Origin of the sequence: Neisseria subflava (genome assembly GCF_005221305.1) — a bacterium.
GTDB lineage: Bacteria > Pseudomonadota > Gammaproteobacteria > Burkholderiales > Neisseriaceae > Neisseria > Neisseria subflava.
Genome location: NZ_CP039887.1, coordinates 939,958 through 960,558 on the forward strand (window position 1 = coordinate 939,958; position 20,601 = coordinate 960,558).

21 protein-coding genes and 3 tRNA genes are annotated in these 20,601 nt (G+C 47.1%); 8 read left to right on the forward strand and 16 right to left on the reverse strand.

The genetic code is table 11. The features are described 5' to 3' along the window. The first annotated feature begins 23 nt into the window (after positions 1-23). The 3 genes from FAH66_RS04540 to FAH66_RS04550 all read left to right on the forward strand — a co-directional run bounded on the left by FAH66_RS04540 (position 24) and on the right by FAH66_RS04550 (position 2,113). Entirely contained in the window at positions 24-377 is a 354-nt protein-coding gene (locus tag FAH66_RS04540) for a RidA family protein (RefSeq protein WP_003683286.1), read from the forward strand. A gap of 128 nt (positions 378-505) precedes the next feature. Further along, positions 506-1,465 (forward strand): tRNA 2-thiocytidine(32) synthetase TtcA, encoded by a 960-nt coding sequence (gene ttcA, locus FAH66_RS04545; RefSeq protein ID WP_003683461.1) that lies wholly within the window; start codon positions 506-508, stop codon positions 1,463-1,465. A gap of 159 nt (positions 1,466-1,624) precedes the next feature. Continuing rightward, on the forward strand, positions 1,625-2,113 hold the full coding sequence (locus tag FAH66_RS04550) for a DUF456 domain-containing protein (protein WP_070647064.1): 489 nt from the start codon (positions 1,625-1,627) through the stop codon (positions 2,111-2,113). A gap of 60 nt (positions 2,114-2,173) precedes the next feature. Here FAH66_RS04550 and FAH66_RS04555 read toward each other — a convergent pair whose 3' ends face one another. From FAH66_RS04555 to FAH66_RS04580, 6 genes are all read right to left on the reverse strand, one after another. Continuing rightward, positions 2,174-2,833: a YecA family protein gene (locus tag FAH66_RS04555; RefSeq protein WP_003683658.1), complete on the reverse strand. Its 660-nt coding sequence runs from the start codon at positions 2,831-2,833 to the stop codon at positions 2,174-2,176. Between the two features lie 43 nt (positions 2,834-2,876). Beyond that, a complete protein-coding gene (locus tag FAH66_RS04560) occupies positions 2,877-3,668 on the reverse strand; it encodes a TrmH family RNA methyltransferase (protein WP_137040828.1) in 792 nt (263 codons plus the stop codon). Between the two features lie 118 nt (positions 3,669-3,786). Further along, the gene (locus FAH66_RS04565) at positions 3,787-4,335 is read right to left on the reverse strand and encodes a sigma-E factor negative regulatory protein (protein ID WP_137040829.1); all 549 of its coding nucleotides are present in this window, start codon (positions 4,333-4,335) and stop codon (positions 3,787-3,789) included. A gap of 5 nt (positions 4,336-4,340) precedes the next feature. Further along, positions 4,341-4,940: an RNA polymerase sigma factor RpoE gene (rpoE, locus tag FAH66_RS04570; RefSeq protein WP_137040830.1), complete on the reverse strand. Its 600-nt coding sequence runs from the start codon at positions 4,938-4,940 to the stop codon at positions 4,341-4,343. A 219-nt stretch (positions 4,941-5,159) separates the two neighbouring features. Further along, positions 5,160-6,485 (reverse strand): tRNA lysidine(34) synthetase TilS, encoded by a 1,326-nt coding sequence (gene tilS / locus FAH66_RS04575; RefSeq protein ID WP_137040831.1) that lies wholly within the window; start codon positions 6,483-6,485, stop codon positions 5,160-5,162. Between the two features lie 88 nt (positions 6,486-6,573). Further along, entirely contained in the window at positions 6,574-7,533 is a 960-nt protein-coding gene (locus FAH66_RS04580; RefSeq protein WP_070748760.1) for an acetyl-CoA carboxylase carboxyltransferase subunit alpha, read from the reverse strand. A 204-nt stretch (positions 7,534-7,737) separates the two neighbouring features. Between FAH66_RS04580 and FAH66_RS04585 the strand changes: the two genes are divergently transcribed. After that, positions 7,738-8,139 carry an RNA-binding S4 domain-containing protein gene (locus FAH66_RS04585; RefSeq protein WP_036490717.1) on the forward strand — a complete coding sequence of 134 codons (402 nt, stop codon included), beginning with the start codon at positions 7,738-7,740 and terminating at the stop codon, positions 8,137-8,139. Positions 8,140-8,232: 93 nt separating this feature from the next. Here FAH66_RS04585 and FAH66_RS11030 read toward each other — a convergent pair whose 3' ends face one another. From FAH66_RS11030 to FAH66_RS04605, 4 genes are all read right to left on the reverse strand, one after another. Then, on the reverse strand, positions 8,233-8,448 hold the full coding sequence (locus tag FAH66_RS11030) for a hypothetical protein (protein ID WP_244285021.1): 216 nt from the start codon (positions 8,446-8,448) through the stop codon (positions 8,233-8,235). A gap of 349 nt (positions 8,449-8,797) precedes the next feature. Beyond that, entirely contained in the window at positions 8,798-10,561 is a 1,764-nt protein-coding gene (gene recD / locus FAH66_RS04595; RefSeq protein ID WP_137040832.1) for an exodeoxyribonuclease V subunit alpha, read from the reverse strand. A 132-nt stretch (positions 10,562-10,693) separates the two neighbouring features. After that, on the reverse strand, positions 10,694-11,377 hold the full coding sequence (lolD, locus tag FAH66_RS04600; RefSeq protein ID WP_003683651.1) for a lipoprotein-releasing ABC transporter ATP-binding protein LolD: 684 nt from the start codon (positions 11,375-11,377) through the stop codon (positions 10,694-10,696). Further along, positions 11,370-12,620, reverse strand: coding sequence for a lipoprotein-releasing ABC transporter permease subunit (locus FAH66_RS04605; RefSeq protein ID WP_137040833.1), 1,251 nt, complete (start codon positions 12,618-12,620; stop codon positions 11,370-11,372). The genes lolD and FAH66_RS04605 overlap by 8 nt, the downstream gene beginning before the upstream one ends. A gap of 214 nt (positions 12,621-12,834) precedes the next feature. On the opposite strand from FAH66_RS04605, the gene FAH66_RS04610 reads away from it, so the two are divergent. Further along, complete coding sequence (locus tag FAH66_RS04610) at positions 12,835-13,122, forward strand: hypothetical protein (RefSeq protein ID WP_003683377.1); 288 nt, start codon at positions 12,835-12,837, stop codon at positions 13,120-13,122. An 85-nt stretch (positions 13,123-13,207) separates the two neighbouring features. Here the strand turns inward: FAH66_RS04610 and FAH66_RS04615 are convergent, their stop codons facing one another. From FAH66_RS04615 to rnr, 6 genes are all read right to left on the reverse strand, one after another. Continuing rightward, positions 13,208-14,104, reverse strand: coding sequence for an IS3 family transposase (locus FAH66_RS04615; RefSeq protein ID WP_137040834.1), 897 nt, complete (start codon positions 14,102-14,104; stop codon positions 13,208-13,210). Further along, entirely contained in the window at positions 14,008-14,358 is a 351-nt protein-coding gene (locus FAH66_RS04620; protein WP_244285023.1) for a helix-turn-helix domain-containing protein, read from the reverse strand. The genes FAH66_RS04615 and FAH66_RS04620 overlap by 97 nt, the downstream gene beginning before the upstream one ends. Positions 14,359-14,447: 89 nt before the next feature. Then, positions 14,448-15,053 (reverse strand): recombination mediator RecR, encoded by a 606-nt coding sequence (recR, locus tag FAH66_RS04625; RefSeq protein WP_070748766.1) that lies wholly within the window; start codon positions 15,051-15,053, stop codon positions 14,448-14,450. A gap of 82 nt (positions 15,054-15,135) precedes the next feature. Beyond that, positions 15,136-16,989 carry a SurA N-terminal domain-containing protein gene (locus FAH66_RS04630; protein ID WP_137040836.1) on the reverse strand — a complete coding sequence of 618 codons (1,854 nt, stop codon included), beginning with the start codon at positions 16,987-16,989 and terminating at the stop codon, positions 15,136-15,138. A gap of 145 nt (positions 16,990-17,134) precedes the next feature. Then, positions 17,135-17,482: an ArsC family reductase gene (locus FAH66_RS04635; RefSeq protein WP_070585426.1), complete on the reverse strand. Its 348-nt coding sequence runs from the start codon at positions 17,480-17,482 to the stop codon at positions 17,135-17,137. Between the two features lie 81 nt (positions 17,483-17,563). Continuing rightward, complete coding sequence (gene rnr / locus FAH66_RS04640) at positions 17,564-20,059, reverse strand: ribonuclease R (RefSeq protein ID WP_167480316.1); 2,496 nt, start codon at positions 20,057-20,059, stop codon at positions 17,564-17,566. Positions 20,060-20,138: 79 nt separating this feature from the next. On the opposite strand from rnr, the gene FAH66_RS04645 reads away from it, so the two are divergent. From FAH66_RS04645 to FAH66_RS04655, 3 genes are all read left to right on the forward strand, one after another. Beyond that, positions 20,139-20,225, forward strand: a tRNA-Leu gene (locus tag FAH66_RS04645). Positions 20,226-20,263: 38 nt separating this feature from the next. Next, positions 20,264-20,350: transfer RNA gene (locus FAH66_RS04650), tRNA-Leu, on the forward strand. A gap of 63 nt (positions 20,351-20,413) precedes the next feature. Next, positions 20,414-20,504, forward strand: a tRNA-Ser gene (locus FAH66_RS04655). Positions 20,505-20,601: the final 97 nt, after the last annotated feature.

A 20,601-nucleotide genomic window follows, 5' to 3' on the forward strand; every position in this document is an offset into this window, starting at 1 on the left:
TCTTTTTGAAATCAGGAGACAACATGGACATCCGCTATCTTGGTGCAAGTAAACGCTATTCGGAAGCCGTCGTAGCCAACGGCTTGGTTTTCCTCTCCGGCATGGTTCCCGAAAATCCTGAAGCCGATGCCAAAGCGCAAACTGAAAATGTTTTGGCGCAAATCGATTCATGGCTCGCACAATGCCAATCCGACAAAGCCCATATTTTAGAAGCCACCATCTATCTGCCCGATATGAACGATTACGCCGCTATGAACGAAGCCTGGGATGCATGGACAGCTCCTGAACGCGCTCCGGCCCGCGCCTGCGTGGAGGCGAAACTGGCTTCGCCCGACTGGAAGGTTGAAATCAAAATTACCGCCCTTCAAATCAAATAAAGCACAAATATCAGGCCGTCTGAAAACGCCGCTTCAATCAAGCACTCGCAGTTTTTCAGACGGCCTTTATTCTTTTGCGGTACAATACCGCCCTTAAATTTTTCTATTATTTCAAAGCACAAACAGCCATGTCCAAAAAAACCAAGCAAGAATTAGAAAACAACAAACTCAGCAAACGCCTGCGCCACGCCGTCGGCGATGCCATTAACGATTTCAATATGATCGAGCCGGGCGACAAAATCATGGTCTGCCTCTCAGGCGGCAAAGACAGCTACGCCCTTTTAGACATTCTGCGCCAACTTCAAGCCAGCGCGCCGATTGATTTTGAACTGGTCGCCGTCAATCTCGACCAAAAACAGCCGGGCTTCCCTGAAGAAGTATTGCCGACCTATCTCGAAAGCATCGGCGTTCCCTACAAAATCGTTGAAGAAGACACTTATTCCACCGTCAAGCGCGTATTGGAAGAAGGCAAAACAACTTGCTCGCTGTGCAGCCGTTTACGCCGCGGCATCCTCTACCGTACTGCAAAAGAATTGGGCTGCACCAAAATCGCCTTGGGACACCACCGCGACGACATCCTCGCCACCATGTTCCTGAATATGTTTTACGGCGGCAAACTCAAAGCCATGCCGCCCAAACTGGTAAGCGACAACGGCGAACACATCGTCATCCGTCCTCTCGCGTATGTCAAAGAGAAGGACTTGATTAAATACGCCGAGCTGAAGCAATTCCCAATTATCCCATGCAACCTCTGCGGCTCTCAGCCCAACCTGCAACGCCAAGTCATCGGCGATATGTTGCGCGACTGGGACAAACGCTTCCCCGGCCGTATCGAGTCTATGTTCTCCGCTCTACAAAACGTCGTTCCATCGCATTTGGCCGATACCGAACTTTTCGACTTTGTCGGCTTGGAACGCGGTCAAAGCCTGAAACACGGCGGCGACTTGGCGTTTGACAGCGAAAAAATGCCGGAACGTTTCTCCGACGGCAGCGAAGAAGACGAAAGCGAAATTAAAATCGAACCGCAAAAAACCGAACGCAAAGTCATCAATATTTTGGCAAACAAACCCAAAACCTGCGGTATGTAACCGCGTTTAGACATTCAGACGGCCTTTCGGTAGCTATTGACTGAAAGGCCGTCTGAATATTTAGGCATATTTTCATTTTCTTGCATAAACCTTTATCGCAATCCGGCAAAACGCCCTCATAATACCGCCGTTATCCACCCCTCCATCAAAAGGAAAACCATGACCACCATTCTGATTATCCTCGGTTTAATCGCCATTGTTGTCGGCATTTTAGGCACTATTTACCCTGCCTTGCCCGGACTGGGTTTGATGTTTGGCGGCGCATGGCTGTTGGGTTATGCCGGCGATTATCAAGTGTTTGGCTCGGGTACGCTGACCTTTTTGGCCATCGTTGCCGTATTCGGTACTGCAATGGACTATGTGGCAGGCGCATTGGGTGCAAAATATACCGGCGCAAGTAAAACTGCGGTTTGGGGTGCATTTATCGGCGGTATCGTCGGTGCATTCTTCTCTATTCCCGGCTTGTTGCTCGGTCCGTTGACCGGTGCGGCCATCGGCGAATTTATCGCACGCAAAGACACTTGGCAGGCAGGCAAAGTCGGTATCGGTACGTTTATCGGCTTTATCATCGGCACCGTGGCCAAAATCGGCTGCGCCTTGACCATCGCACTGACCATCCTGTTTGTTTGGTTGGCCTCGTTGTTCTAAGACAAAACATTAAAGGCCGTCTGAATTTCAAGCATTCAGACGGCCTTTTTATTTCGCTGTTTATTTGCCGCAGCAGGCTTTGTACTTTTTACCGCTGCCACATGGGCAAGGATCGTTGCGCCCCACTTTTTCGCCTTCGCGGCGGACGGTTTGCGGTTTATTGATGATGGCCTGCCAGTACCAGTAAATATCCAGCAGGACATGCGGCAAATCAGACTCCAGCTGGGTCAGCTCTTTTTCATTGAGATGCAAGATGACTTCGCCGTTTTCCTCATCATCATAGATGCCGCCCAAAGCCATAATCGGATAGAACAAATCCTCAAACTCTTCTTGATCGACTGCTTCAAACCAATCGGTAGGCACAATATCCAATGCGTAAAGATAGGCGTTACACCAAGTGTAGAAATCCGGATTGCCGGCTTCATCTTCATAAAACCACAAATCAGGCAGGATTTTCTCATTAAGCTTCATGCGCATATCGGCGGCCATTGCCATTACCAAACGTTCGATTTCGGTGCGCTCTTTGGCATCAAACAAAGATTCCTCACCCAAAATCTCTGGCAGCCAGTTGGTCGGATTCAAAGCATCCGGACCGCTCAATAAAGCCATCATAAAACCTTGAACCTCATCACAACGCATGGTGTTATGGGCTTCAGATTTATCATCCAGCAATTCCATCAAGCGGCTGCGTGCCGCTTCATCAAAAGTCAGTATTTGCATTTTTGTTCCTTAAAATAAAATTGTATTATTGTTTTCAGACGGCCTAGGCATGGATACGTTGCCGCATTTGTTCAAACAGACAAACCGTTGCCGCCATCGCGACATTCAAGGATTCGGTTTGCCCCAACATGGGGATTTTGACACAGGCATCAGCCTTCTCTTTTACCGTTTCGCTCACGCCGCTGCCTTCGTTGCCAAACACCCAAGCACAAGATTGACTGAGGTCCATCTCATACAAACCGATATTGCGACCGCCCAAGGCAGTTGCCCAAATTTGATGCTGATACGTTTCCATCCAAGCGGATAATTCCACTCGATTGAAAATAGACAGCAGAAAATGCGCACCCATCCCCGCTCGCAACACTTTGGGCGACCAGATATCCACGGAATCATTGCCGCACACGATTTGCCTGATTCCGGCTGCCGCCGCGCTGCGCAAAATCGTGCCTGCATTGCCGGGGTCTTGTACCCGCTCCAATACTACGCAATCGCCGTCTGAAGGCAAACCTGCCTGCTGCGGAATATCAATCCAAGTCATCACATCATCGGCATCGGTCAGACTGGTGATTTTAGACAGTGCTTCGTTACCGACCCAAGTAATCAATCCCTCGTCCAACTGCGCCGTAATTTCTTGAATTTCAAGATGTTGCTGTTTCTTTTCAGGCAAGTAAACCTGTTTGGGCGTACCGCCGCTTTGCAAATAAGTTTGCAGCAGATGTACGCCTTCCAATACGGTTTCACCGGTTTCACCGCTTTCACGCCTTGCTTTGGCCTGCGTCAGCAGACGGAATAAATGTTTGAGCTGTTCGTTTTGAGCAGAGGTAATCAGTTTCATGGAGCGCATTATAACTGTTTTAACTTCCTTGAAGCTATGCTTTCAGACGGCCTGATGGTTTTACTTAGAAAATAAAAAACCCTTACAATGAAGCAAGGGTTTTACATGATTTCATTTTTTACTGCACAACTGTCTGCTGCTCATTTTGCTGCTCGGTACGGACAGTCGGACGGTTTTCAATTTTGCCGTCTTTTGCCGCATTTGGCACAACAGTTTCGCCAGGCTCGGAAGCTGCTTTATCACTAGGCGTACCGCTTACCGGAATGATATTTTGAGCAGACTGAACATTAGACTTCTCTGCAACTGGCATATCGTCACGAGAAGTTTGCGGTGTAAATTGCCATACTGCAACAGCAATCGCACACACGCTGGCTGCGGCCGCGAAGAATTTGAAGAAGCCGCTATTGGCCACTTCATGCTGAGCATATTTTTCCTGTTTGCCTTCAGCCTCGGTTTGAGGCACTGTAAATGCTTTGCTTTGCATGGTTTCACCGGTAACACTCGCCGCAGCACCCTGACGGATACAGTCGCCGATAATGTGGTACTCATGCCAAGCGCGCAAGGCTTCCTCGTCTGCCAATACAGCATCCAGCATTTCATCAGTCAATGCTTCACCGTCCATCAATGCAGACACATACTCCAATGCTTTATTTGTTTTGTCATTCATTTTTATTACCACCTTTGATCTTCAGAAGTATCCAACAGCGGCCGCAAATCTTTTGCAATCAGTTCACGCGCTCTGAAAATACGCGAACGTACAGTACCTATCGGACAATCCACTACCCGAGCTATTTCTTCGTAAGACAAGGCATCCATTTCCCTAAGTGTAATGGCTTGACGCATATCGTCTGGCAGTTGCGCAATGCTTGCTTCGACGGTCTGCAAGATTTCCCGATTCATCATTTCAGCTTCCGGCGTATGGTAATCTGCAATCTGATCGGTTAAATCGAGAACATCTCCCTCCTCATTGGCTGCTTCCGAACTGACAAAAAACTGGCGACCCGAAGTGGTCAGAAAATTCTTTGCCGTATTGATACCGATACGGTACAGCCATGTATAAAATGCACTCTCACCGCGAAAATTAACCAGAGCACGATAAGCCCTAATCATTGTCTCTTGGGTTACATCGTGTACTTCGTGCTCATCCTGAATAAAACGGGAAATCAGTCTGTTTAGCCGACGCTGATACTTGGACATCAGCATCTCGAATGCCTTATGGTCACCTTTCTGCGCGCGCTCCACCAAAACTTGATCTATTTGGCGATCGTTCATACCCAACCTTTAATCGTTTTACTGCTTTAAACCAGAAAATAGTAAAGCGTGCTGTGCACAATAAAGACAGCATCGCTTTGAAAAAGTTCCACAAGATTACATTTAATCGCAAAAGTTTATTCGTATAGATACTCTAATATAAGCTATATTGCTTATTATATCTACACTTAGCACAAGTAGTTAAATTACTAATACTTATTAAATTTAAAGTTAGTCTCTTTACTTTTCTACTATATATTTAGCTAACTTTTCATGAACAGGCAGATAGCCTTCCCCTATTTGAACATCGCTTCCCACCCGAAGATTAATAACAGCAAGACACTTGTTGCCCATACTTAGGATAATCGGCCAATATTTACGGACGAATGGCACAATATGACACTCTTGCAATAGTTTTTCGACTGATTTTTCCCTCTGCCCCGACTGAATCACATCACCTTTGGCCACATTTCGAAATACCGCCTGCTTCTCCAACTCCTCTTCTGACAAACCTCCCTTAAAGGGTAATAAAACGAAACCGTTTTCCAGCAAAATATCTTTCAGACGGCCTCGAACTTCCCTGCCATTACACCAAGGCAGTTTTTGAAACTCACTTTCCTGACAAACAAACAGCTTATCTCGATATACGACTAGTTTCCCGTCTGGCAAATTCAACTGCGCTTGATCAGCGGTTTCTAATACTCGGGCAAAATCGGCAATGCTGTGATAAGAAGGCAATGATTCCGTTTGCTTTCGCAAAAAATACCAAAGCAGCCGACGACGCAAAAGCGGGGTACACTGCCGCCATAGACTGATGCTGAATATTCCTTTTGGACTGATGCGCTGGTATTCAGACTCAATCAATTCATCTAAAAGCTGCAAATCTTCCTGCAATAATCGAACATTGGTACAAATTTGCTGCTCAAAATTCGGGATACGCTGCTGCCATTTCGGCAAAGCCTGATTTCTCATCCAATTGCGTAAATAGCCTGAGTCTTCATTACTTTCGTCTTCAACAAAAGATAATCCCCATTGTTGCGCATACTCAGCCAGTTCCTGACGGGAAAATGCCAAAAGCGGCCGCCAAATTTGAATCTCTTCATTTAAATCACGCCATACCGGCATGGCCGCCATACCGCGTAATCCACCCCCTCGCACAGCCGACAACATAAATGTTTCGATTTGATCATTGCGGTGATGGGCCAAAACAATAATTTTCTTCAGGCCGTCTGAAAATGCCTGATATCGGGCAGCCCTGGCCGCAGCCTCCAAACCTTTTCCTTGTTTTTCCACATTGACACGGCACACGCGCAAGGTCACATTCAAACCCCGACAATAATCCTGACAAAATTTTGCCCAACTGTCGGCATTAGTGCTTAAACCATGATGAACATGGACGGCACGCAAATCAAAATGGTGAAATTCACGCGTCCGGTGCAAAAGATGCAGCAGGACGACAGAATCCAATCCGCCACTCAAACCAACTTCAACAACAGTATGGCTCGGCAAATCAGGAAAAGCTGCGTGAAAACTTTTAAATAGGGAATCAGGGGATAGTTGCGACATTTCAGACGGCCTAAAATTGTGAATTACTCAAAAATAGAACACAAAAAAAGCAAGCAGCGACATCTGCTTGCTTTTTCAGCAGTCAAACTTATTTATCGGTAAATTTACCGTAAGCCATGATGCGGTCGAAACGGCGAGAAAGCAAGTCAGGCATGGTCATGCTTTGCGCTTCGCTTAATTGCTGTTCCAAAACGGTTTTGACGTTTTTCATCGTGGTTTCAAAATCACGGTGTGCGCCGCCCAAAGGCTCATCAATTACTTTATCAATGAGATCCAACTCTTGCAGGCGTTTGGCGGTAATACCCAATGCTTGCGCGGCATCTGCTGCTTTTTCAGCAGTTTTCCAAAGAATAGAAGCGCAACCTTCGGGAGAAATCACCGAATAAGTCGAATATTGCAGCATATTGACGTAGTCGCCGACAGCCACTGCCAACGCGCCACCTGAACCGCCTTCACCAATGATGGTGCACAATACCGGCACATGCAGACGGGTCAGTTCGTACAAATTACGGCCGATGGCTTCAGACTGGCCGCGTTCTTCTGCACCAATGCCCGGATACGCGCCCGGAGTATCGACAAAGGTCATAACTGGAATATTGAATTTTTCGGCAGTCTTCATCAAGCGCAGTGCTTTACGGTAACCCTCAGGACGCGGCATACCGAAATTGCGGCGGATTTTTTCTTTGGTATCGCGGCCTTTCTGATGGCCGATAACCATCACGCTTTGGCCGTTAAAACGCGCCAAACCGCCGACAATGGCATGATCGTCAGAATAATGGCGGTCGCCGTGCAACTCTTCAAAATCGGTAAAAATACCGTTGATGTAGTCCAAAGTATAAGGACGTTGCGGATGGCGGGATACTTGTGAAATTTGAGCCGGAGTCAGCTTGCTGAAAATTGACTTGGTCAACTCACTGCTTTTCTTTTTCAGTCTGGCAATCTCGTCAGAAATATCAACGGCAGATTCGTCTTGTACGAATCGCAACTCGTCAATTTTATTGGTTAATTCGGCGATGGGTTGTTCGAAGTCCAAAAATACGGGTTTCATAAAACAAAGCTCTCGGTAACGGTTGCTGACATGATACGCTAATCAGACGCATTTGACAGCATTTCTCAAAGGGAAACTGCCATCTTTTGCAATAAAAAATCTTTCAGACGGCCTTTAATAAAGAAATAGTATATCTGCACTAAACACATGGAGTGCCGTATCTTATGATAAACTTCAATTCAGTTCAATCATTTCAAACAGGCTATGAAAAACGATCATGACAATTCGTCCATGCGCTTGGACAAATGGCTGTGGGCCGCGCGCTTTTTCAAGACCCGCGCGCTGGCACAAAAACATATTGAGCTGGGCAGGGTTTTGGTAAACGGCTCAAAAGTGAAAAACAGCAAAAATATTTCTGCCGGCGACACCATCGACATGACTTTGAACTCCCTACCCTACAAATTCAAAGTTACCGCACTCAATCATCAACGCCGCCCGGCACCGGAAGCGCGTTTACTCTACGAAGAAGACATGAAAACGGCTGCCGAACGCGAGGCTCAAAAACAGCTCGACCAAGCCAGCCGCATCAGTGCCGCTTATCCGGACGGACGCCCAACCAAACGCGACCGCCGCCAGCTTGACCGTATGAAGCGCGATAGCTGGTAAAGTGTTTCATCCATTGTTTCAGACGGCCCTATATCCATGCCGTCTGAAAACCAAAAACAGGCAGGACACCCTGCCTGTTTTTATTTGTGATGATTAAAATTTATATTCTAACTGACCACGAATAACGTTTACGTCCTGCTTATCCGTGCCAACAGTAGACGTAACCTGTTTGCCGGCCAAATAGAAGCCTTTGAGTTTCCAGTTTTTCCAAGGAATATAGGTCGCACCGATTTGTACGCCTTGGACGTTTTTGCTGTAATCCTCAACAGAAGAGACACCGGACAACGAACCGACACGGCGGTAGTTCAAGAATACATCGTAAGAATTACGGACGCTCCAGTCGGCCAATTTATAGCGTACTTCAAATCGTTGGTGGTGGCCAAAGCTGCCGCATCACGTCTGCCATCAGCATTCTCTGCCAAAGAATAAGATGATGAAGCCAATAAAATACAGGTTGCAATCAGTTTGGTTTGAAATTTCATGCCGACTCTCCAAAAGAAGGTATTGAAAGTGAAGTATTCGATAAAGCGTACAACATTATGAATTTCGTATAAATCATTCATTTATTTACTAATTATTTTTATCGTATGTAAATTAGTGTAATCAGTCAAGCAGATTTAAACGCTTTATCCTCTTTCAGACGGCCTCTTGATTCAGGTCAAACGGAAGCCTGCTCATCAGGCTGTTCAAACTGCCATTTCAAGGCATCGGCCAATGCCGTCCTGCGTTTTTGGTGGCATCCCACAGCCTGACACAATTCCTCCGCATTTCCCCAAAACACAAATCGTTCACGCGCACGGGTAATGGCTGTGTAAAGCAAAGCCTTATCCAAACCTCGGGCTTCCTCTTCGCTTTCCGTCGTTACAGGCACTGACGGGGGCAACAGCCACACTTCTCGATATTCCGAACCTTGGCTCTTGTGCACCGTCATGGCAAAAGCCGATTCAAAATCAGGCAAACGGCTGATGGCAATTTTTTTAAATCCATCTTTCTCAGGAAAATATGCAGACAAGCCATTCAACGATTCTTCATCTTTCATAATCAGCCCGATGTCGCCATTAAACACTTCCAGCATGTAATCATTGTGCGTAATCATAATGATTTGTCCGGCAAACCAAGGCGTTTCGCCCGAAACCTTGCCTTGTCGTTGCAAGTATTCTTGATAAGCCTGATTCAAATCATCCGCATCCTGCCGCCAAGCCGCCAATACCACCACATCGGCAGCATGACCATAGGCGAGTGCAACATTATTCTCTGCCACGGCCTGCCAATAATTCTGTTGCTTTTGATACAGCAAGGTGACCTGCTCTTTCAGACGGCCTGATTTCATTTCCAATTCTTTGGGGAACTTGTCAAACTGTTCGACCGCAGTTTGCTTTTCCCCAGATACCACCGCCCTCGCCAAACAACCGATACCGCTGTCTGCACCAAAACGGTGGCTGAACGTCAATTTGGCATTGTTTTGCGATAAAGCCTGTGGCTGCCCTTTAATCTCAAAGCCATGATCGGGCAGGTACACTTCCAACTTTTCAGCAGTTTCTTTATCCAAAGCTGTCGGACGCGACAATGCCGCCAACACAGCTCCCAAGCCAACCGACGGCAACTGGTTTTCATCGCCAAGCAACACCAGACGACAGCCAGTAGGCACGGCACGCAACAAATCCAACACCAGCGGCAAATCCAACATCGAAGCCTCATCCACCACCAAAACATCCAAAGCAAGCGGATGTTCATGATTGAACGCAGGGCGCATTTGCGGCGGCCTCAATTTCAATAATCGATGGACGGTCTGCCCTTCCAAATTTTCCAAATGCGCTTTAATGCTCGGAGACAAATCAAAACCGTCTAAAGCACGCTGTAAGGCTCGCGCCATATGCGCAGCCGCTTTGCCCGTCGGCGCCGCCAACGCGATACGTGGCAGCTTCGTACTGTTATTGCAAATCAGACCCAAAAGCTTTGCTACTGTCGTCGTCTTACCCGTACCCGGCCCGCCGGTAATCAACATAAAATTTTGCAGCAAAGCCAAAGCCGCAGCATCCCGTTGCTCTTTACTGTCTTTAGTATCAAACCAGTCGCTCAGGCTTTTTGAAGCCGCCATGAAATTCACTTCTTCCGCCTCGGCACTGGCCAGTCGTTTGATTTCAACAGCCAAATCATGCTCCAACTGCCACATCCGCCCCAAAAACAATTTCCAGCCTTGCAGGATAAGCGGTTTATCCGCATTACCGACCAAGTTCGGCAAGTTGCTTAAGGCATCGACATCCGCTTTATCCAAGTAAATGAACGAATGCCCGTTTTGCAAGGCTGCAAACAATCGAACCACATAAGTCTCAATAATGGATGCGCCCTGTACTTCGTGGCGGCGGAAAAACGCTATGGCTGCATCTGCGGCAGAGGAAAGGATAGAGTCGGTCGGATTCATGGCTCAGGCTTAATTGATACGGAAAAAAGAAAGGCCGTCTGAAAAACAGCGTTTCCATAAATGAAAACCTATTTTTCAGACGGCCTCTATTATACCGTTCAAAGCATAAAATATTTGCCTGAAATAATAACCTTATTGCAGCACTTGCAGGCTACCGTCTTTCATGGTCATTACCCGGTCAAAACGCTCAGCCAGCTCGTCATCATGGGTCACCACAATCAGGCTGGTGTTCAATTCTCGTTTCAAATCTAGCATCATGTCCAGCACATTTTGCGCATTTTTACGGTCAAGGTTCCCTGTTGGCTCATCTGCCAATAAGCATTTCGGCTCATTAACCAAAGCACGGGCAATGGCCGCACGCTGACGCTCGCCGCCGGAAAGTTCGCTCGGACGGTGCAGCATACGCTTATCCAAGCCAACCTTTTTCAGCATCTTGACAGCCTTCTCCTCAGCCATCGCTTTGGGCATTTTGCCGATTAAAAGCGGCATCATGACATTTTCCAACGCAGAAAACTCAGGCAATAGATGGTGGAACTGATACACAAAGCCCAAATAACGGTTGCGCAATTCGCCCAACTGTTTTTGGCTCAAACCGCCCAAATCCTGATCCATCAGTATTACCTTGCCTTCAGACGGCATATCCAAACCGCCAAGAAGGTGCAGCAATGTGGATTTACCGCTGCCTGACGAACCGATGATACTCACGCTTTCCGCTTCGGCAACTTCAAAATCTAAATGATTCAACACTTGTACATTCAATGCGCCGTCATTATAGCTTTTGCCAACGCCGGTACATTTCAAAATTGTCTTACTCATAACGCAAAGCCTCCGCGGGTTGGGTTTTTGCAGCACGCCAGCTTGGATACAGTGTGGCGATAAATGCCAAGCCAAGCGAAATGCAGGCAATAACGGCAACATCCTTCAAATTCACATCACTAGGCAGGTAATCGATGAAATAAACCTGTGAGTTAATCAAATGCACGCCAAACAGGTCTTCAAAAAACGCGACAATCTTGCCGACATTCCAACCCAGCAATACACCGCATACCACGCCCACAAGCGTACCGAAGAACCCCGCAAATGCGCCCTGCACCAAGAAAATCTTCATGACGCCGCCCGGAGACAAACCCAAAGTGCGCAAAATCGCAATATCGGCTTGTTTTTCCGTTACCGCCATTACCAAGGAAGAGACGAGGTTAAACGCAGCAACCGCGATAATCAGTGTCAAAATGATGAACATCATGCGTTTTTCCAACTCAACGGCTTCAAAATAGCTGCGGTTGTTAAACGTCCAGTCGCGCACCCATACTTCATCTTTTTTAGCATCAGGAATCAACTTGGTAATAAAAGACGGCGCATTCTGAGGATCAGCCAATCGCAAACGCAGCCCACCGACGTTTTCTCCCAGTCGATATAAGACTTGCGCATCCTTAATATGCGTCATGGCCAATGTGTTATCGACTTCATAAACACCGGTTTTTACCACACCGACCACATTAAACTGCTTCAAGCGCGGTACCACGCCGGCAGGGGTAACGTTACCCTCTGGCGTAATCACTGTAACCTTGCCGCCAATCTCCGTGCCCAATGCCTCAGCAAGCCCTTGACCCAAAATAATATCAAATTCGCCCGGCTTCAAATCATCAAAACTGCCGGCCGGCATATCCTTGCCATAATCAACGACATTTTTTTCTTCAGACGGCAAAATACCGCGTATCTGCACACCGCGCACTTCACCGGCATTGGCAAGCAAAGCCTGATCGGAAACATAAGGCGCGCTGGCCAATACTTCCTTTTTGCCTTTTACAAATTCGCGCAAACTCTGCCAACCCGGCGCACTGCCGACATCGTAATAGCCGATTTCTGCATGAGGTGCGACGTTCAACAATTGACCGCGTATCTCTTTCTGAAATCCGTTCATTACAGATAACACCACAATCAGAGCCGTTACGCCCAAGGCGATACCTACGATTGAAATCATGGTAATAAATGACATAAAGCCATTGCGTTTTTTCGCACGCAGATAGCGCAGGCCTATCCAAGTTTCTAAAGAAGCCATTCAAAAATGCCTCATTCGTTTGTCAAAAAAGGCTTATTGTACCGTAAAACCGACAGGTCGTCCGATTGCCCGACTGATGTAGCATTCAGGGATAAAGCGTATGTAAAACCATGTATCTTCCCGTAAATTCCGCCGAAAAACTTGCACAATCGGCCAATCGCCCTTATTCTGAAGCTGTGACACACTTTGTCACCATCAAAAAGGAAATACACTAATGAACAGCAAAAAATTCTTGGCCCTCGTATCTGTAGCTGTAGGTTTGTCATTCAGCTTCAATGCATATGCCGCCAAAGAAATCAAAATCAGTTCAAACAATACCGCTTACTCCGACGCCGATGTTCAAAAACTGGCAGCCACTGCTGTCGGCATGGGCGTAAAAGAACCTGTCAGCCTCAACAGCGGAAACGGTGTTGTTACCGTGTCCGGCAGCAGCGCAACCAAATGCGCATTTAAAGTCGGCAACGGCGATACGCCTCAAATTCAAGGCGTCAGCTGCAAATAATCTGATTTAATCAAGATTTAATCAATGAAAAGGCCGTCTGAAAGATGAACTGGTCCCCAAATCTTGGACACTCATAAAAGCCTTTTCAGGTGCTCTGTGCAAGCTGGGTTCTGTATGCGACAGGACTCAGCTTTTTCAATTTCAGACTGCAACGCTCCCGGTTGTAGTAATCCATATAGTCATCTATCTGTTTCATCAATTCGTCCACCGCCAATTCCCCTGCGTTATAGAAACACTCCGTCTTCAACACCGCAAAGAAGCTCTCCATCGGCGCATTGTCCCAACAATTCGCCTTACGCGACATGCTTTGGACCATGGAATGTCGGGCAAGCAATTCCCTATACCCCGCCGTACGGTACAGCACACCTTGGTCGGAATGAAGCATCGTTCCCTTATCAGTCAGACGGGGTGCGGCTTTTTCGAGCATTTTCTTCACCATTTCGCTGTTAGCATTGCGGCTCATGGCGTAGGCGACGATTTCTCGGTTGAACAAGTCCAAGATTGGCGAGAGGTACAGTTTGCCGTCGCTCCCTTTGAGTTCGGTCATGTCGGTCAGCCATTTTTCGTTGGGCTTTTCGGCTGTGAATAGGCGTTTGAGGAGGTGTTCCGATATTTCGCCCATGGCGGGATGGCGGTAGGCTTTTTTTGCCCGTATAAGAGCTTTCAGTCCTAGCTGCTTCATCAACCGCGCCACTTTTTTGCGGTTCCAATCCAATGCTGCGGCAATGCGCCTTTGCCCGTAGCGTCCTTTATGCCGTTCGTAGATTTCGGCGATAAGGGCTTTGTCGGCTGCATCGGGGTCGGGCCGGTCTTGATGGTGGTAGTAAAAGCTGCTTTTGGGCAGGTTTGCGATGTGCAGCAGGTATTTGAGCGGGTGTTGCGCCCTCAGTGTTTGGACGGTTTGGCTTTGTTCTTTTCGGTCTGCTTTTGGCTGAGGGCTTTTAACTCCTTTAGGTAGGCAACCTTTGCGCGCATATAGCACAACTCCTCTATAAGCTCTTCCTGTGTTTTTTCGTGGTCGGGTTTGTCGGCGATGAAGGGGTTTTTGCGGTGGTCGGTCATGGTTTTAGATTGGGGATGTTCGAGTGCGCCGATGCCGCCTTCCTGATAGGCGCGTATCCATCGCCGCAGGTGGGTTCGTGAGATGCCGTAGTGGTCTGCGGTACGCTGTTGGCTGCGTATGTGCAGGTAGTGGAGTACGGCTTGGTATTTGAAGTGTAATGTATATTTGCTCATAAAAAAACTGCACCTTGTGAGTTGGAGGGGGGATGTCCAACTTTTGGGGTGCAGTTCAAGACTTTCAGACGGCCTTTTTATATTGCCATTTAAGATTGGATATTTCTTCTATCGTAAACAGCTTGAGCCAAAGTACCGGCATCCACATATTCCATCTCACCGCCCAAGGGGATTCCCCTCGCCAATCGGCTGACTTTATAAGGAAGATTTTTAAACAATTCCGCCAATACATACGCTGTCGCATCGCCTTCGGCTGTGAAGTTGGTGGCAATGATAATTTCCTCAATATCACTCGCCTGCAAACGGGCAACCAGCTTATCTAACGCTACTACCGAAATATCCATACCCTGCGCCGGACTGACTTGCCCCATCAAAACAAAATACAGACCATCATGACAATTAGCCGCCTCCATACTGGAGACATCCGCCGGCATATGTACAATCATCAAGCGGCTTTTCTCGCGTTTTTCATCCGCACAAATTTCACACAAATCGCCCTCGCAAAATGTGTTGCACATCCGACAATGCTGCACCTGTCTCAAGGCAAATTGCAAAGCATCCACCAACTCCTGCGCTTCTTCGCGTTTATACTGTAAAAGCTGGTAAGCCATGCGTTGTGCGGATTTCGGGCCGACATTGGGCAGGATTTTTAATGCATTAATCAAGCGGACAAAGGCATCAGGATTTTTACTCATGATTTCAGACGGCCTTTTAAAAGATAGCTAAAAATAAGAAAACAGCCGGAATTTATCCGGCTGCCCTACTCAAATACTCTGCTTATTCGGCAGCATTATTAACTTTCTGTGCTCCTTGCGTACGATCGATTTTCTTACCCAAATACTGGAGTAAATTATCGAACACATTGGCAGAAAGCTGCTGAACCAAAGCCTGTTTGGCAGCCGGAATCTGTGAATCGGCATTTTCAGGAGCAGAAACGCTCTGAACTTCCATAATCACCGGTGCAGGCATACCTTCCAATAATGCATACGCAGGTTTACCGCCGACAGGGCGTGCTTTCAACAAAGCCGCATAAGCCTCCGGAGACATGGTTCTACGCGCATCTTGCGCGCTCAATTGCGAAACAGGCGACCATTGAACGTCGGCAGCTTTACCGGCTTTCAACGCAGCCAAAGTTTCTTGGGCTTTCTTCTCTGCCAGTTTGGCGGCTTCAGAGCGCAGATATGCTGCACGGACAGTATCTTTGACCTCTGCAAATGGTGCAATTTTCTCTTCGCGCACTTCTTTCGCACGAATGACCCAAACGGTTTCGTTGTTGATGGCAATTACTTCAGAATTGTGTTTTTTCTTCAGTACATCATCGCTAAACGCAGCATTAATCAACGTTTCAGGCAAACCGGCTTCTTTCGCACCCGCTTTGGTTACCCATTCATCCAGGTTTTCCACTTTCAAGCCTGAATTGGCGGCTGCTTTTGCCAAAGAAGATGGATCATTGAAGGCATCTTCACCCAATTTTTCTTTGGCCGCGTTAAAGGCAGAAGCTGCTTTTTTCAGTTTCAAAGCCGTTTCGATACGCGCTTTGGCTTGTTCCAAAGTCGGCTCAGCTTCGACATTCAAAACTTTGATAACGTGATAACCCAAAGACGATTTAACGGTATCGCTGACTTCGCCTTTGCCCAATGCAAATGCCGCTTTATCGAATTCAGGTCCAAAGCCGCTACCGCCGCTTTTACTCAGGTAGCCCAAATTGCCGCCTTTATTGCTACTGGACAAATCTTTGGAGTACTTGGCCGCCAGCTCGGCAAAAGCATCTGGGTGCGCTTTGAGCTCTGCAGCCATTTTGTCCACTTCTGCTTTAATTTCCGCATTACTTGCTTCATCTCCGTTAGGCATAACAGGAATGAAAATATGCGCAATTTCGGCTCTTGGCGACAAATCTACGCTTTTACTGTCGTAAGCTTTTTGTACTTCTTCCGCACTGACGGTTTGCTTGTCAGCCAAATCTTTGATGTTCAAAGCCACATATTCCAGCTTAACGGCTTGAGGAATCAAGTAATCTTTCTTATGCGCTTCATAATATTTTTGCAAAGCCGCATCATCTACTTTTACTTGTGCCGCAAATGCTTCAGGGCTAAATGTAAATGAACGGATGGTACGGGTGGCCTGGGTCAGGTTAATCAACTGACGCGCTTGCGCATCGCTGACCAACGCACCGTTTTGCACCAAATTCAACAGATTTTGCAACTGGAACTGTTCGCGGATATCTTCAACAAACTGATCCTCGGTCATTTTGCGCTGATCCAAATACTTTTTGAGCAAATCCTGACTGAATTTGCCGGAAGCATCATGGAAATTCGGATCATCCACAATAACTTGCTTGATTTGTTCCTGAGATACAGCGATGCCCATCAGCTTGGCACCCTGCTTCAGGTAAGCTCTTTGCAATAAAGATTGGAATATAGCATCACGCGAAGGCGCATTATTGCCGGCAGCCTGCTCATTTTGTATCGCAATCTGTAAAGCATGCTCACTGACCTTCTCATCCCCGACTTTGACAATGTAATCAGAACCCGGCGAAGACAAGTTATTGGCACCGAATCCGATAAAGGTCAGACCGATGATACCTAAAACAATCTGGGCGGGTGTTTTATATTTTTCAACAATATGGAACATATTTATCCGAAAGAAAAGTTTGGCGCGGCAGCCGGAAAATGCTGCCGCAAAAATCTTAAAATCCTGAAAACAGGCTCAAAGCGCGTATTGTAACGTATTTTTTCGAGGCTTGCTTTTTCAGACGGCCTAAAAACCTAAAAATGCCTTATCCGAAAATTTCCTGATACGCTTCTACGGAGAATCCAACATGAACCTGTCCTTCTTTGACCAATACAGGCCGCTTGATGATGCTGGGATTTTCCACCATCAAGGCAATCGCCCCTTCTTTTGTGGCGGCAGATTCTTGCGCATCTTTATCCAACTTGCGCCAAGTCGTGCCTCTTTTATTGAGCAAAATTTCCAAAGCTGCCTGCTCCAGCCAGCCATCAATCAATTCGGCAGTCGGGGCGTTTTTCTTAAAATCTACAAACTCAAACTCGATGCCGTTTTCTGCCAACCAACTGCGCGCTTTTTTAACCGTATCGCAATTGGGAATACCGTATAGTTTTATCATCTTATTTATCCTTGGTTTTATTTATAAAATCACAAATTCAGGCCGTCTGAAAATTTTCAGACGGCCTGAATTGAATGCTGCTTATTTCTTAGCAGCTTTCTTCACTTTAATCTTCACGCTTTTGCCTTGAGCATTATTTTTACCTCCGGCTTTGACGGAAGCTGTTTTCGCCTGCACTTTTTTCTTGCTTGCAGCTTTAGGTTTGCTTGGCTTAGCGGGCTTGGAGGCAGGTTTACTTTTCACCTTGCTCTTCTTTGCCTTCACGGGAGCAGCCAACGCTTCATCGATTTCTTTAGCCGAAAGTTTACGCTTACGCTTTTCGACAGGTTTGTCAGCAGCTGTCGGCTTGCTCACAGGTTTTGCTTTTCTACTGCCGCGTTTCTTACCGACTGAACCGCCGCTGACTAAGGTCAAATCAATCTTGCTGGTATCTAAATCGGCACGCGCGACTTTCACAGTGACCGTATCGCCCATGTTGAAACGGACACCGCTGCGTTCGCCCTCAATCGCCATAATTTCAGGACGGAAGTTGAAATAATCTTCTCCCAAATCACTGATATGTACCAAACCGTCGATATGAATATCGTCCAACGTTACAAAAATACCGAAACTGGTCATGCCTGAAATCTTACCACTGAAGACTTCGCCGACTTTGTCGCGCATATAATAAGTTTTCAGCCAATTTTCCACATCGCGGCTGGCATCATCGGCTCGGCGTTCGCAGAAAGAGGTATGCACGCCCAAAGCCTGCCAGGTTTTATTGGGCTGGTAAGTTTGTCCGTTCAACACAGCCTTAATGGCACGATGTACCGTCAAATCAGGATAACGACGGATAGGAGAAGTAAAGTGTGCATATGCGCTATAAGCCAGACCAAAGTGACCATCGCAATGCGGCTCATAAACCGCCTGCTGCATAGAACGCAACATCATCACTTGCAACAACTCCGCATCCGGACGGTTTTTAAATTGCTCGGCAAGCGCAGCATAGTCTTTCGGCGTCGGATTATCGCCGCCACCCAAACTCAGCCCCAGCAAACCAAGTTGCTCGCGTAAAGTGGCCAGTTTTTCGGGAGTCGGGCCCAAGTGATTGCGGAACAAAGCCGTATGTTTGTTCTTCAGCAAAAATTCTGCCGCGCAAACATTCGCCGCCAACATACATTCTTCAATCAGCTTGTGCGCATCATTGCGGACGACGGGAACAATCTTGTCGATCTTACCGTTGTCATCAAAAATCATCTGAGTCTCAACGCTCTCAAACTCAACCGCGCCACGCTCAAAACGTTTTTTCTGCAAGATTTTAAATAACTGATACAGAGTATCGATTCGCTGCTTAAACGGATGATCTTGGCCGTCTGAAATCCAATCCCAAACTTGATTGTAAGTCAGTCGCGCATGCGAACGCATTACTGCCGGATAGAAACGGTATTCTTTGATATTGCCGGCATAAGTAATCACCATATCGCACACCATACACAGGCGTTCAACATCAGGATTGAGCGAGCAGATACCGTTGGACAACTTCTCCGGCAGCATTGGAATCACACGGCGTGGGAAATACACGCTGGTACTGCGTTCCTGAGCATCTACATCAATTCCGTCATCAGGACGGACATAATGGCTGACATCGGCAATCGCCACCACCAAACGGTAATTGCGGCCGACTTTTTCAGCAAAAACCGCATCGTCAAAGTCCCGTGCAGTTTCGCCGTCAATGGTTACCAGAGGCAAATCGCGTAAGTCCACGCGCCCTTTCAAGTCGGTTTTACGCACATGATCAGGAATTTTCTTCGCAGCTTTGACACATGCTTCGCTGAATTGATGAGGCAAATGGTGCTTGCGTACAGCAATTTCAATTTCCATACCGCTGTCGGCATAATCGCCCAAAACTTCAATCAGCTTAGCCACAGCAGGACGATGCGCTTCAGGATACGTCTCGATTTCAGCCACAATCACTTGGCCGGATTGTGGTTTAAAGTGCGCCACGCTTTCAGGCTCTAACACGATACTTTGGCTCAAACGCTTGTCTTCGGCCTCCAAAATAGCCACGCCGCGATCCATATAAAAACGACCGACCACTTTAGACTGCGCACGCTCCACCACATCCAAAACCGTACCTTCACGACGGCCTCTGCGGTCGATACCGGCAGGACGAACGGTAACAATATCCCCGTGCATCACGCCGCGCATCTGACGCTCATACAAAACGAAATCGCCCTCGCCTGTCGGCGTTAGCGGCACGGCAAAACCAAATCCGTCCTTATGCGCTTCAACACGGCATTTAACTAATGCCAATTTTTCTGCCGCACACACCGCGCCACGTCGATTGATTAACACCTGACCATCGCGCGCCATCGCTTTCAGACGGCGCTCAAAGAATTCATATTCATCTTCTGTAATCGACAATTCATGTGCCAAAGCTTCGATTTTTGTCGGCACGCCTTTTTGTTCCAATAATTCAATAACCCACTCACGGCTGGGCAGCGGATGAGCGTAACGTTGTTTCTCCCGCTCCAAGTACGGGTCTTTTTCTCGTAAATTTAAAGATTTAGTATTTTTGTTCATTTTGATAGTTGACATTCTTTTTTTAAAATATATAATAGCTGCTTCTTCGCAGTTCAGGTAGTCAACTCTACCTTAAATTGAAGAATAAAGCAAAGCCCAGGTGGCGGAATTGGTAGACGCGCTAGCTTCAGGTGCTAGTGTCCTCACGGGCGTGGAAGTTCGAGTCTTCTCCTGGGCACCAAATAATTTGGTGCTTCTTTGCTTAAGAAAATTTAAATTGCCCAGGTGGCGGAATTGGTAGACGCGCTAGCTTCAGGTGCTAGTATCCTCACGGGTGTGGAAGTTCGAGTCTTCTCCTGGGCACCACTGATAAATCAATCAGTCAAATTTTCACATTATTCTGAATAATAAGTCAGGATAATAGTCCACAGAGAGGTGGATGAGTGGTTTAAGTCGCACGCCTGGAAAGCGTGTATACGTGAATAGCGTATCGAGGGTTCGAATCCCTTCCTCTCTGCCAGATACTAAAGACACCAGCTAACGGTGTCTTTTTTCATATCTGCCTTCTTAAAAATATTACATCAAATATTACATTACACTTTTATTTCTCTTACCTT